This is a genomic window from Allorhizocola rhizosphaerae, from assembly GCF_003426775.1.
GTDB classification, from domain to species: domain Bacteria; phylum Actinomycetota; class Actinomycetes; order Mycobacteriales; family Micromonosporaceae; genus Allorhizocola; species Allorhizocola rhizosphaerae.
The window spans coordinates 1-12,057 of sequence record NZ_QJUG01000046.1 but is presented as its reverse complement, the minus strand read 5'-3'; the positions used below and the strand labels follow the sequence as shown (position 1 = coordinate 12,057).

Below are 12,057 nucleotides of genomic sequence, written 5' to 3'. Positions count from 1 at the left end.
GAGAGCCGACAACCCTTGCGGGCACCTTCTGCACGAACGGCTTAACCTGGGCCGACCGGTTCGGCGGGGTTACGGGTTGACCGGCTTGCCTTCGGAGGTCACATTTCCGGACCACACGTTGCCCGGGCCACCCGCGTTCCAGTGGGCGACAGGTCCGTAATAGCCGCATCCGGGCCAATACTCCGTCGAGAAAACATTGTTGATCACGCGGATGCCGTTCGCGCCTTTGCCGCCACCGTAAACCGCATAGGCTCCGCCGGCGAGCCAATTGTCCTGTATCAGCGTGTTGGAGACGACCCCGTTGTCGGGGAACAGCCCGATCGCCGCGGTCGCGCCCTTGTCGATGGTCGCGCTGTTGAGCAGGGTGTTGTGCCTGATGGTGAGCCCGCGGGTGTCGTCGCCGCCGCTGATGATCGCGTCGACGTGCTGCCACTCACCGCCCGCGTTGATGAACATGGGCAGGTCGTGCACGTAGTTGTCGTGAATGTTGCCCGACGACATGGACAGCGCGTTGCCGAAGCCGCTGATGTCGTTCCAGCCCACCTCGATCGGATGCTCACTCATGTTGGAGATGGCGTAGTCGGAGCCCTTGCCCGGACCGTCCGGACCCTGCCCGATCGCGGCCTTGATTTCGCAATACGTCACCTTTAGCCCGGAAAATCCGGGGCGCAGGTTGATGCCCCACCAACTGTTGGACAGGATCTTGCACTGCGTCACCGTGACGTTGTTGGCGTAGATGTCCAGCATGCCCATGTGCAGGTCCCACCCGCTGATGACCGTGCCGTCCTTGCGGATCGTGGCGTTGCCGGTGTGCCGGGTGAACGTCGTCACGGTCGGCCCCGTGTTGCTCGCATCGGGGAAGCCGCACGCGGCAAGCGACGGGCAGCGCCCGGTGCGCGGTCGCGGCAGGCCCGGCCCGGCAGGCGACTTCGACGGGCTCGGGGAGGCGGCGGGCGACTCGCTGGGCGTCGCGGCGGTCGCGCTCACCCCGACATCGGTCGCGCTCGGTGCGGTCGAGACCGTGCCCTGCGCGCTGCACCCGGGGCCGTCGCAATGCCTGGCCCACGCCGAATTGAGCACGATGCGCAGCGCGGCCCCGCCCCCGAGTAGGACTGCCCCGACAACCGCGATCACGATCCAGGTCCGCGGACGCCGCAAGAGAGGGGGCCGTTCGGGTAACTCGGGCTGGGACATTGGGCTAAGGTAACACCGCGCGATGCGCGCAGAAGCCGGCGTGCTGTCGCGTTTCCGATAGGTGCTCTTGGCGGATGGCGTGCGGGCTGCTCAGTGGCAATACTTTGGCCCGTGACAGCAGGCGACACGATGAGTGTGGTTATCCCCGCGCATAACGAGGCCGCGGTGATCGGCCGTCTGCTCAGTGCGCTCGTTTCGGGCGAGTCCGAGGTCGTGGTGGTGGCCAACGGCTGCACGGACGACACGGCTGCGATCGCGGCCGGATTTACGGGCGTCACGGTCGTCGAGACTCCGGTGGGCAACAAGCACCGGGCGTTGCGGCTCGGCGATGAGCATGCGCACGCCTATCCGCGGCTCTACGTGGACGGTGATGTGGTGCTCAGCGCGGCGGGGGCGCGTGCGCTCGCGTACGCGTTGCGGGAGCCCGGCATCCTGGCCGCCGCACCGGCCCGCAGGCTGGAGCTTTCCGGGCGGCCGCTCGTCGTCCGTTGGTACTACCACGTTTGGGAACTCCTGCCCGGTGTGCGGCAGGCGCTGTACGGGCGGGGGGTCATCGGTGTCACCGCCGAGGGGCACAAGCGGATCGCGGCCCTGCCCGAACTGATGGGCGACGATCTGGCCGCGTCGGTGGCGTTCGCTTCGGATGAGCGGGTGATCGTGGACACGGCCGAGGTTGTCGTGCACACGCCGCGGACGACGGCCGATCTGTTGCGCCGCCGCGTCCGCTCGCTGACCTCGACCGCCCAGCTGCACGGCTCGATGCCCGAGGCCACCGACGGGGCCCGCACGTCAATGGGCGACCTGGCCCGGCTCATGCTCGGCCGGCCGTGGCTCCTGCCCAAGATGGCGGTTTTCCTTGGCGTGACGGTGATTGCGCGCATGCGCGCCCGCAAGCCGATCCGCTCCGGCGACTACCAGACCTGGCTGCGCGACGAAAGCAGCCGTGCTTCATGAGTGGTCCACGAATTGCGGTGGTGGTTGTCACCTATCACAGTGCGCGAGTCCTGCCCGGCCTGTTCGAGTCTCTGTCTGAGGGCTTGCGCGGGTGCGACTGGGAGCTCATCATCGCCGACAACAACTCCGGCGATGACACGCTTGAGGTCGTGCAGGAGCTGATGCCTTCGTCCAAAGTGGTCGAGGTCGGATACAACGCCGGATACGCGGCCGCGTTCAACGCGGGTCTGGCCAAGGCCAAGGATTACGACGCGGCGATGATCCTCAACCCCGACATCCGGCTGCGGCCGGGGTCTGCGCTGGCGCTTTATCGCGCTCTGGGTGCAGGTGTGGGCATCGCGGTGCCCCGCATGTCCGATGAAGACGGTCGGCTGACCCATTCGCTGCGGCGCGAACCGACGCTGTCGCGGGCGCTGGGCGAGGCGGTGCTCGGACAGCGGGCGGGACGCCACCCGGCGCTGGGCGAAACCGTGCTCGACGAGGCGGCCTACCGCACGGACACGACGGTCGACTGGGCGACCGGGGCGGTGATGCTCATGTCGGCGCAATGCCTCGCGGCCACGGGCCCGTGGGACGAGTCGTTCTTCCTGTACGCCGAGGAGACCGACTTCGCCCTGCGCGCACGGGATCGCGGCTTCCGCACGGTGCTCGTGGCGCGGGCCGAAGCCGTCCACTTAGGAGGGCAGTCGGCGGGTGCCAACGGGGGCCGGTCGCGCGTCTCACCGGCACTGTGGAGCCTGCTCACGGTCAACAAGATCCGGCTGTACCGCAAGCGCCACTCCCGCTTGGCGACCGCCGTCTACTGGTCGCTCGTCTTCATGCGGGAGTCCACACGCGCGGTGCTCGGTCACCCGCGCAGCCGCAGCGCCACCAAAGCCCTGCTTCGTCCGTCCAAACCAGAACTACGCTGACCCGGAAGGCACCGCATGTTCGCCAATTACGTCAACCGCCACGACCTGACGCGTGTCGCCCGCAAACTGGAGCGCGGCCAGGTCGACAAGGTGCTGGCCAAGCTGCGCATCCGGGGCAAGGCACGGGTCACCGCGCACTGGGCCAACATCGACGCCGGCACGCAGGAGTGGTGGGCCATCAAGGCCGTGCAGCGCCGGTGGAACACGTTCGCCAGCGGCGATCCCGAGGTGAGCTTCCCGATGTACGCGGCACGCACCCACCTGGCCGACCGCGCGAACTTGACGGCTCTCTCCCTCGGCTGCGGTACCGGCGGAAATGAAATAAATTGGGCGAAGCAGGAGGTCTTCGGGGAGATTTTGGGCATCGACATCGCCCCGGAGCGCATCGACGCGGCCAACCGCGGCGCCAAGGAGCACGGCCTGGAGGGCAATCTGCGCTTCGAGGTGGCCGACGCGCACGACCTCATCAAGGCCAAGCAGACCTACGATGTGGTGCTCGGATTGCAGTCCCTGCACCACTTCCAAAACCTCGATGACACCATGCAGTGGGTCGCCAAGCTCATCGCGCCGGGCGGGTTCCTGATGGTCGACGAGTTCATCGGCCCGACCCGCTTCCAGTGGACCCGGCAGCAGATCGCGGCGGCCAACGAACTGCTGGCCCGGCTGCCCGAGTCGCGCAAGCGGATGTCCGACGGGCGCATCAAGGAGCGCGTCATCCGGCCCAGCAAGCTATCGATGATCATCGACGACCCATCCGAGGCCGTGGACTCCGACCGGCTGCTGCCCGCCATCGAGGACAACTTCGAGGTCGTCGAGGTACTCCCCTACGGCGGCTCGGTCCTGCACATCGCCTTCTCAGGCATCTCACACAACTTCCTCGGCGACGACGACGAGACGCAAGAGCTACTCGACATGTGCTTCGCCCACGAAGACAAAGCCCTAGCCAACGGCCTCGAACACGACTTCGCCTTCATGGTCTGCCGCCCCCACTGATACGAAAGCCGCCCCCTTACGGAACGCTTGTGCCTCATATGCCGGGCGGTTTTCGACGCGGTCAGGGTCCCGCATCGGCGGGCGAACCACTAACCCACCTCCCCGCCTCCCTCCTCCCGTCGAGAATGGACGTAAGTTCATGATCGACCGGAAGAAGGAAGACCGGAAGCGGAGACCCGAAGGGGCGGTTAGAGGAGACCGGGTTGGGGGACGCTGAACCCGTGGAGGTAGCAGTCGTCTCCTGAGGGCCAGTCGTTGTCCAACTCCAGGATGTGCACGCTGGCCTTGGCGCCGTTGCCGTATGTCCAGTCGCGGACGGCCACCGACTCGAACTCGCTCATCCCCGAGATTTCCTTGGCACCAAAGCAATGCCCGGTCAACGCCGAGAAGCAGAACACCGCGTTGAAGCTCCAGCGCACGAGGATCACCCGGCCGTTGGGAGTGAACACCGCACCCTGGACCTTGTCCAGATGCAGTGGTCCTGGCTTGAGCGCGATGTCGTCCTCCGGGCGGCGCTGCAGGGTCAGCCGGTCGAAGGCCATCAGCGAGGTCGGTGTCGGATACAGCGAGGTGTAAAGCCGTCCGTTGAGCGGATTCACGGCGCACCACGGGAGCATGTCCTGCCCGTTGTTGTTTATCGGGAACCACTGCGGCGAGGTCAGGTCGGTGCGGATCTTCCACACCCCGTGCGGCCCTTGGACTGGGACATACACCCAGCCGTCGTAGACACCGGGCGCGCCGACATGCCCTCCGGCCACACCCCACGGGATGCTCACCGATCCCACCCAGCTGCCGTTCAGCCGCTTGCGCAGGGTCTTCTCGCCATTGGAGACGAGGTACCACGCCACCCCGCCTGTGGCCATGCCCTGTGCCTCCTCGCTCCAGGCGGTGTTCTCCGAGGAGAAGGCGACGCCGGTCTTGGTCCACGAGCCCACGCCGGGGTCGGTCATCCCGGTGGTGAGATGGTGACCGACGGCCCACCAACCGTGGAATTCCGACCAGCCGGGCTGCCATGCCGCCGCGTAAACCTTGGCGTCGTGGCCGGCGACAAGCACGTCAAGCTTGTCCTGAGAGCGGGAGACCGCGCCGATCGCCGTGCCCGGTTGCGTCCCTCCACTCGCGACAGACCACCAGCCGTGGTATGAAGCCCATCCCGGCTGCCATGCGGCGGTCCAGATCCTGCCGTCGGTTCCGGTGGTGAAGACGTCTATCTTGTTCTCCGAACGGGAAACCGCGGTCACGCAGGCTCGCTTGGGGACGGCCAGGTCGCCGACCGGAGACCAACCCTGCCAACTCGCCCAACCTGCCTGCCATGCTGCGGTATAAACCTTTCCGTCGGTACCGATTGCGAACACGTCCAGCCGGTCGGCCGTGCGGCAGACGGCCCCGACCGGCGCGCCCGTTGCCGAAATGCCGCCCGCGACCTGCCACCAGCCGTGAAACTCCGTCCAACCTGGCTGCCACGCGGCGGTCAGCACCTTGCCGTCCAGCCCGACCATGAAGACGTCCATCTTGTCGGCTGATCGGGACACCACCGACACCTGTGAACCCGGCGTTGTCTGGGCATCGCCGACCCGCCACCAACCGCGGAAGCCGTCGGATCCATCGCTGGGTTGCCATGCCGCCGTGTAGACGAAGCCGTCGATTCCCACCGCGAACACGTCCACTTTGTCCAGTGAGCGGGAGACGGCGGTGATCGTCGCATGCGGCGTAGTCACCAAATTGGACACCGTGCGCCACTGGTCCCAGAACGTGCCGCCCAACGCGGCGTGGCGCAGCCGCGACCAGTACACCCTCCCGTCCAAGCCGGCGACGAAGATATCCAGTTCACCGTCGCGGCGCGACACGGGTGTGACGGGTGAACACGGCGCCACTCGCAGATTGCCGATGCGGCTGAACGAGCTGAACGCCGGGTCTCCGGGCTTCCATGAGGCGGTGTACACGAAACCGTCGTTTCCCACGACGAAGGCGTCCAGCAGATCGGCCGACTTGGACACCAGCCCGACCGGGCCGACGCCGCCCACCCCAGCCGCGGCGGCCAGCGCCCGCGATGGCAGACCCGCGACCGCGCCGGCGGTCACCAGTCCCGTCGCCAGTAGCATCCCGCGGCGGCTGAGCGGCTGACCAAGAACATCACGCATAGGCATGCACGAATGGTGTCGTGCCTCAATCGGCGATACCAGCTCAAGTAAAGAACTCGTCACGCGCGACTACGCCAAACCTCGCCCCGCGCGCACCCCCTCCCCGTCGAGCATGAACTTATGTCCATGCTCGACGGCGTGTCGTTGCGTCAATTTCATGATCAACCGCCGAAGGTACCTCGCCTCGGACACCGCCGCCCACCGCGAGATTGATCATGAATTTTCGGACGCGACACACCGCCGAACATGGCTTCATTTTCATGATCGACGGGAAGGGAGCGGGGTCAGTCGGCTAGGTTGGTGATGGACTGGGCCCAGCGGAAGTACTTGTTGGTGCCCAGGTCGCGCACGGTCTTGATGTTGAAAGCCTTGAGCAGCAGCTCGGCGTCGCCCTCGGTCACTCCCGCGATGGCGGTCACGGGGGCGGCGGCGATCTCCTGCGCGCTCTTGCCTTCCCACTCCTTCATGAGCTTGGCTTCGAGTCCCAGCATAAGGGCGTCTCCCTTCTTAAGCCCCAAGATTCTCCGGGGTCGCCGCGAAGATTAACACCGACGTGAGGATCATTCTCCAGCCGCTGGGTGTACAGATTCTGACTCGAATGCGGCCACCGTGCGATCCCGGTAGGCGCTTGCATCGCCGAAGGTCATGGGCCCGTCCCAGGTGGTCGGCAGAGGCGTGGGCACGTCGGGCGCGACCCGCTTCACGATCTCGTTGAGCGCGGTCTCGGCATCGCCCACCCAAAGGTGCTTCGCCCCCGGGATGCCGATCACCTCGGCATGCGGGATGGCCGCAAAGCGTTGGCGCGCCTCATCGGGGCGCAGGTAGTCGTCGAACTCGGGGACGAGCGCGACCACCGGCACGCCGAAGTCCGCCCACACGGCGAGCTCCGCGTCGCTGGTCGTGCGCAGCGGCGGCGACAGCAGGATCACACCCGCGATGGACGGGTCGGCGCCGTAGCGCAGCGCGAGGTCCGTGCCGAACGACCAACCGATCAGCCACCGGTTGGGCAGATCGTGGAACTCCGCGAACTCGATGGCCGCGTGGACGTCGAACCGTTCGGACTCGCCCGCGTCGAACGTGCCGGAAGAGGTACCACGTAAGGAACTTGTCCCTCGGGTATTGAACCGCAAGACGGCGAGGTCGGCCAGGGCGGGCAGTCGCCAGGCCGCCTTCCGGAAGACGTGGCTGTCCATCATGCCGCCGTGGGTGGGCAGCGGGTGCAGGCAGATGAGCGTGCCCGTCGGCTTGCGCCCCGGCGGCACCGCCAGCTCGCCGACGAGCGTCTCACCGTCGGCCGTGTGCAGCTCGATGTCCTCGCGGTCGGCGGGCAGGATCGAATTCCCACGGATCATCGTCACGGGTACCAGTCTGCACGTACGGGCCTGTCCCGTGCTCGCCGACCGCTTGTGACGCCGAACTCGTGCAGCTGAAGTCTCGGCCATGATGAAACTCGCCATCGCCGCCACAGCCATGGGCGTGCTCCTGTTCGGCGGCGCCGTGGCCGGGCAACCATCCCGGCGACAACAGGGGCAGCGGCGGCCAGAGGGTTGCCGCTTCGACGCCAACGTCGGCCGCCCACCGGCGAGCAACGCCGCCCAGATCCGACTGTGCCACTACGACCACATCCACGTTTTCCGCAAACGCTGAAAGGCCTTGAGTCTCAGCGGTTAGGGCGGCGGTGGTGGCGTGCCTTCCAACAGGAGGCGTGCCAGTGCCGCCGCTCCCCCTGTTCCTCCCAGCCCTCCAGCGGCCAGGCGACGACGTGCGGCACGCCGGGCCGGATCTCCTGATCGCAGCCGGGGCACCGGTATGTCTTGGTGCTCGTCTCCCCGGTGAGGTGGCGCACCCGGAAATCGCCCTCGACATATTCGTGCCGGGTCGACCCGGCCCGCTCCCGCGCCGGTTCGTCGCGCCGCCTGTTCTTGCGCGGGCTCACAGTTGGAGACTACCGAGACTGATCACCTCGTCCGTCGCCCGGACATCACCGAAGGTGCGGTAGATCGTGTGGAGGGTCGCGTTGTGAAACGGCACCATGTCGATCACTATCAGTGCCGTTCGAGCGGGCACGAGCGTCGTGAAGGCGTGCCGTCGACCGCGGCGGGCCACGTGCCTCTCGTACTCACGCTCCTCGTTCCGCCAGGCATGAGTTTTGCGCTCCACGCCTGCAGACTACCGATGGGTGTGATCGCGGAAGCCGCGGCCGGTCTTGCGGCCCAGGTAGCCCGCGGTCACGAGGTGTTCCAGCAGCGGGGCCGGGGAGAAGCCCGGCTCGCGGAGCTCAAGATACAGCTCGCGCTGGATGGCCAGGGCCACGTCCAGCCCCACGACGTCGAGCAGCTCGAAGGGGCCCATCGGGTACCCACATCCGAGTTTCATCGCCGCGTCGATGTCGTCGGCCGTCGCATAGCTGGCCTCAAGCATTTTTACCGCATCATTGAGGTACGGAAAAAGCAGCGCGTTGACGATGAAGCCCGCGCGATCGGCACATCCCACCGCCGTCTTGCCGAGCCGCGCGATGACCTCGTTGGCGGTGGCGACCGTGGCCGGGCTCGTGCGGATGGTCTTGACCACCTCGACCAACGCCATGACCGGCGCGGGGTTGAAGAAGTGCAGGCCGATGACGTCGGCCGGGCGCTGGGTGGCCATGGCGCACTCGATGACGGGCAGGCTCGACGTGGTGGTGGCCAGCACGACGCCTGGTTTGCAGATCTCGTCGAGCGACGCGAACAGCGCCTTCTTGACCGAGAGCTCCTCGACCACGGCCTCCACCACCAGGTCCACATCGGACAGATGGTCGAGATTGGTCGACCACGTGATGCGCCCGATGGCCGCGTCGCGCTCGGCCTCGGACAGCTTGCCGCGCACGACACCCTTGTTGAGCGAGGTCTTGACCGACTCGCTCACCTTGACCGACTTCTCCGCCCCGCGCGTCACGCTGAGCACCTCGAACCCGGCCCTGGCGAAAACCTCGATGATGCCCGTGGCCATGGTGCCCGACCCGACCACGCCCACTGTCGCGATCGGACGACCCGCTACGGATGCGTCCTTTTCCCATGACGTGCCCACGACGACCGGCGAGCCCGCCTTCTCGTACGTGTAGAAGCCGCGCCCCGACTTGCGCCCGAGCAACCCGGCCGTGACCATCTGCTTGAGCAGCGGCGCCGGGGCGTGCCGGCGGTCGCGGCCACCGCGGCGATACATGGTGTCAAGGATCTCGTAGGCCGTGTCCAGCCCGATCAGGTCCATCAGCGCGAGCGGCCCCATGGGCAGGCCGCAGCCGAGCTTCATGGCCGCGTCGATGTCCTCGCGGGTCGCGTAGCGATTTTCAAACATTGAAACCGCATGATTGAGGTACCCGAACAGCAGCGCGTTGGCGATGAACCCGGCCCGGTCGTTGATCGTCACGTCGGTCTTGCCGAGCCGCGCGCACAGCGCCTCCACGTCGGCCACGACCTCGGGCTCGGTGACGACCGTCTTAATGATCTCGACCAGCTTCATGACCGGTGCGGGGTTGAAGAAGTGCACGCCGATGACCTGGTTGGGCCGGTGCGTCGCGACCGAGATCTCGGTGACGCTCAGCGAGCTGGTGTTGGTGGCCAAAATGGCGGAAGGCTTGCAGATCCTGTCCAGCGAGGCGAAAATCTGCTGCTTGAGATCCAGGTGCTCGGGCACCGCCTCGATCACGAAGTCGACCTCGGCCAGTGACTCCAGCCCGACCCGGAAGTCCACCCGACCGAGCAGCGCGTCGCGCTGCTGCTCGGACAGCTTGCCCTTGGCCACGGCCCGGTCGGTGGAGCCGGCCAGGGTCGCCCGACCCCTCTCCAGCGCGCTCTCGCTGACCTCGACCGCGACCACCGAGAGCCCGTTGCGGGCGAAGACCTCGACAATTCCGGCCCCCATGGTCCCGAGCCCGACCACGCCGATGGTGTCTATCTGCCTGCCCACAAGCGTCTCGCCTCCTAAACGAGCCTCTAAACGAGCCTCCTTAACGATCCCTTACCGAAAGGAGTCTGCCATGAACCGCTGGATTCGCGCCCGGCGGCGACTGTGGTCTATCGCACCTAAGATCACAGCCATGAACCTTCGCCCCCTCATGTTCGGCGCCCTCGCGGTCCTCATAGCCTGCGGCACAAGCAATGTCGCCAACGACGCCGACGTGACCGTGTCGGGAGTCCTGCGGCTGCCGGACGGCGGGCCGGCGGCGGCCGTGCCGGTCGTCCTGGTCGAGGAGCCCAGCGGGATCGATGCCCTGTTCGAGCTGACCGTCACCGTGACGAGCATCGGCATGCTGTGCCTGACCCAGCAGGTGTCGTTCTGCAAGGGTGCACGCCGCGCGACGACCGACGAGGAGGGGCGATACAGCTTCACCATGAAGGGCAAGGACGCCAAGAGCATCCTCGGCAACCCGGCGCACTTCGCCCTGTCGGCGCGCCTCGACTCCGGGCCGCGCATCCAGACCCGGTTTCCGATTGAGCAGGCGGAGGTCAAGGTGCCAGAGGCGCGGTTCTGGCAGCCGGACGGCTTGCGGGTGCAGGCGGGACCGCAGCGGGTCGAATACTCGTGGCCGCCTTTGGCTGGGGCAAAACACCGGCTGGAGGTGACTGAGGCCGATGAGCTGGTGTGGGCGCAGGAGAGCGCGCCAAACGGGTCGTTCGATGCGCGGGCGATCGCTGATGCGCAGGGCGAGTTCCGGGCGATCGCCCGGGTCGAGCGGGACGGGTTCACGACCGACCACCACTCGCAGCCGGTGGCCGTGAGCGGGCAGGCGGGAGCGCCGCCGTCGCGCGGGAGCGGGTGCACGCTCGCGGGGGTCACGCCCCAGCCGTGCGGCTTCACCGATGGGCGCTATGCGGGCGCCAGCCTGCCGCAGCAGGTGTGCCCGAGCGCGTCCGCATCCGCTTCGCCCGGCACGTGCGGCTCCCACACTTGGATCACCATCGATCTCGGCGCGGCGCGGCAGGTGACGACCGTGTTCCTGCACGGGTTGAGCACCTCGAAGGACTTCGAGGTGAGCGTCAGCGCCGATGGCGCGCAGTGGAACAGATACGCACGGCACAAGCGGGCCGGATACGTTGCGCTCACAGGGAATTCGCCCGTATCGGCCCGCTACGTGCGCGTGCAGTCAGAATCCCTCCACGCCCTTCAAGAGGCCTCCGTCTGGGGATGATGTTCAGCTGGCCGGAGTGCTCACATCGAGGCAGTCCACATTGGGCAGTCCGTCGGCGATGGTGGGGTCCAGCCGGATGGTGTTACTGCCTGCGTTGAGTGACACGGTCAGGGTTTTGGTGACCCAGGTGGTCCAGGCACCGGTGGGCTCGAACGAAACGTTGGCGAGCGTGGTGCCGTTGACGATCAGGTTGGCCGACCGGGCGGTGGTGCCGCCGTTGGCGAACCGGACCCCGATCGTGGCCGTGCCGGCTGCTGCCGCGTTCGCGGTGAACTGCACGTAGGCGCCAGCAGCGTTGGTGCCGTTGCAAAACCCACTACCGGAAAAACCCACGTGGTTGGAATCGATCGTGCCCTGACACGTCGCCGGGGCGGTCTCCGCCTCGTAACGCTGCGTCCCCGGTGTCGTCCCACCGGAGGTCTTAACGAGTCCGAGCTGGTCGACGGCCAGGTTTCCGCTGCCGGACCCGGCTCGAATGGTGACCGTGGCGGTCCCGGCGGCCAACTGCAGACCCGCGGCTTCGCGACGGGTAAAGCCGGATGATGCCGGGATGTTGAGCGTACGGACCGCGCCGCTGGAGTCGGTCACCGTGATCTGCCCACTGCTGACCGAACCGGAGGTCCTGGCCAACGTGGACAGGGTATAGGTGCCGGCCGGCACCGTGATCTGCTGCCGCACAGAAGCCGATCCGGCCAAC

Annotated in this window: 13 protein-coding genes; 5 read left to right on the top strand and 8 right to left on the bottom strand. The window is 67.0% G+C overall.

Features of this window, described 5'->3' with window-relative positions:
- Positions 1-69: 69 nt before the first annotated feature.
- On the bottom strand, positions 70-1,134 hold the full coding sequence (locus DM816_RS12320; RefSeq protein WP_211588658.1) for a hypothetical protein: 1,065 nt from the start codon (positions 1,132-1,134) through the stop codon (positions 70-72).
- 189 nt (positions 1,135-1,323) lie between these two features.
- Between DM816_RS12320 and DM816_RS12315 the strand changes: the two genes are divergently transcribed.
- Genes DM816_RS12315 through DM816_RS12305 form a run of 3 tightly spaced genes read left to right on the top strand, consistent with a single transcriptional unit; the run spans position 1,324 to position 4,052 of the window.
- Positions 1,324-2,148: a glycosyltransferase family 2 protein gene (locus DM816_RS12315; protein ID WP_117210339.1), complete on the top strand. Its 825-nt coding sequence runs from the start codon at positions 1,324-1,326 to the stop codon at positions 2,146-2,148.
- Positions 2,145-3,059, top strand: a complete 915-nt coding sequence (locus DM816_RS12310) for a glycosyltransferase (protein WP_117210338.1) — start codon at positions 2,145-2,147, stop codon at positions 3,057-3,059. Before DM816_RS12315 ends, DM816_RS12310 begins: the two co-directional genes overlap by 4 nt.
- A gap of 15 nt (positions 3,060-3,074) precedes the next feature.
- Positions 3,075-4,052 (top strand): class I SAM-dependent methyltransferase, encoded by a 978-nt coding sequence (locus tag DM816_RS12305; RefSeq protein WP_117210336.1) that lies wholly within the window; start codon positions 3,075-3,077, stop codon positions 4,050-4,052.
- A 188-nt stretch (positions 4,053-4,240) separates the two neighbouring features.
- On the opposite strand, the gene DM816_RS12300 is transcribed toward DM816_RS12305, so the two are convergent.
- The 3 genes from DM816_RS12300 to DM816_RS12290 all read right to left on the bottom strand — a co-directional run bounded on the left by DM816_RS12300 (position 4,241) and on the right by DM816_RS12290 (position 7,545).
- A complete protein-coding gene (locus DM816_RS12300) occupies positions 4,241-6,199 on the bottom strand; it encodes a PLL family lectin (protein ID WP_162907372.1) in 1,959 nt (652 codons plus the stop codon).
- 278 nt (positions 6,200-6,477) lie between these two features.
- Positions 6,478-6,684, bottom strand: coding sequence for a hypothetical protein (locus DM816_RS12295; protein WP_117210333.1), 207 nt, complete (start codon positions 6,682-6,684; stop codon positions 6,478-6,480).
- A gap of 69 nt (positions 6,685-6,753) precedes the next feature.
- On the bottom strand, positions 6,754-7,545 hold the full coding sequence (locus DM816_RS12290) for an alpha/beta hydrolase (protein WP_117210367.1): 792 nt from the start codon (positions 7,543-7,545) through the stop codon (positions 6,754-6,756).
- 88 nt (positions 7,546-7,633) lie between these two features.
- Here DM816_RS12290 and DM816_RS12285 point away from each other — a divergent pair, with 88 nt between their 5' ends.
- A complete protein-coding gene (locus DM816_RS12285) occupies positions 7,634-7,840 on the top strand; it encodes a hypothetical protein (protein WP_117210331.1) in 207 nt (68 codons plus the stop codon).
- Positions 7,841-7,853: 13 nt separating this feature from the next.
- Here the strand turns inward: DM816_RS12285 and DM816_RS12280 are convergent, their stop codons facing one another.
- Genes DM816_RS12280 through DM816_RS12270 form a run of 3 tightly spaced genes read right to left on the bottom strand, consistent with a single transcriptional unit; the run spans position 7,854 to position 10,138 of the window.
- Positions 7,854-8,129 (bottom strand): hypothetical protein, encoded by a 276-nt coding sequence (locus DM816_RS12280; protein ID WP_117210330.1) that lies wholly within the window; start codon positions 8,127-8,129, stop codon positions 7,854-7,856.
- Positions 8,126-8,353 (bottom strand): hypothetical protein, encoded by a 228-nt coding sequence (locus tag DM816_RS43715; RefSeq protein WP_211588657.1) that lies wholly within the window; start codon positions 8,351-8,353, stop codon positions 8,126-8,128. The genes DM816_RS12280 and DM816_RS43715 overlap by 4 nt, the downstream gene beginning before the upstream one ends.
- Positions 8,354-8,362: 9 nt before the next feature.
- A complete protein-coding gene (locus DM816_RS12270) occupies positions 8,363-10,138 on the bottom strand; it encodes a 3-hydroxyacyl-CoA dehydrogenase family protein (RefSeq protein WP_117210328.1) in 1,776 nt (591 codons plus the stop codon).
- A 130-nt stretch (positions 10,139-10,268) separates the two neighbouring features.
- Between DM816_RS12270 and DM816_RS12265 the strand changes: the two genes are divergently transcribed.
- Positions 10,269-11,360 (top strand): discoidin domain-containing protein, encoded by a 1,092-nt coding sequence (locus DM816_RS12265; RefSeq protein ID WP_162907371.1) that lies wholly within the window; start codon positions 10,269-10,271, stop codon positions 11,358-11,360.
- A gap of 3 nt (positions 11,361-11,363) precedes the next feature.
- On the opposite strand, the gene DM816_RS44380 is transcribed toward DM816_RS12265, so the two are convergent.
- A partial coding sequence (locus tag DM816_RS44380; protein ID WP_246001908.1) for a CBM35 domain-containing protein occupies positions 11,364-12,057 on the bottom strand: 694 nt, incomplete at its 5' end.

Bases quoted from the DNA above. Each gene is read 5' to 3' on its own strand.
- DM816_RS12315 (WP_117210339.1), top strand. From the start codon at position 1,324: ATGAGTGTGGTTATCCCCGCGCATAACGAGGCCGCGGTGATCGGCCGT.
- DM816_RS12310 (WP_117210338.1), top strand. From the start codon at position 2,145: ATGAGTGGTCCACGAATTGCGGTGGTGGTTGTCACCTATCACAGTGCG.
- DM816_RS12305 (WP_117210336.1), top strand. From the start codon at position 3,075: ATGTTCGCCAATTACGTCAACCGCCACGACCTGACGCGTGTCGCCCGC.
- DM816_RS12300 (WP_162907372.1), bottom strand. From the start codon at position 6,199: ATGCCTATGCGTGATGTTCTTGGTCAGCCGCTCAGCCGCCGCGGGATG.
- DM816_RS12295 (WP_117210333.1), bottom strand. From the start codon at position 6,684: ATGCTGGGACTCGAAGCCAAGCTCATGAAGGAGTGGGAAGGCAAGAGC.
- DM816_RS12290 (WP_117210367.1), bottom strand. From the start codon at position 7,545: ATGATCCGTGGGAATTCGATCCTGCCCGCCGACCGCGAGGACATCGAG.
- DM816_RS12285 (WP_117210331.1), top strand. From the start codon at position 7,634: ATGATGAAACTCGCCATCGCCGCCACAGCCATGGGCGTGCTCCTGTTC.
- DM816_RS12265 (WP_162907371.1), top strand. From the start codon at position 10,269: ATGAACCTTCGCCCCCTCATGTTCGGCGCCCTCGCGGTCCTCATAGCC.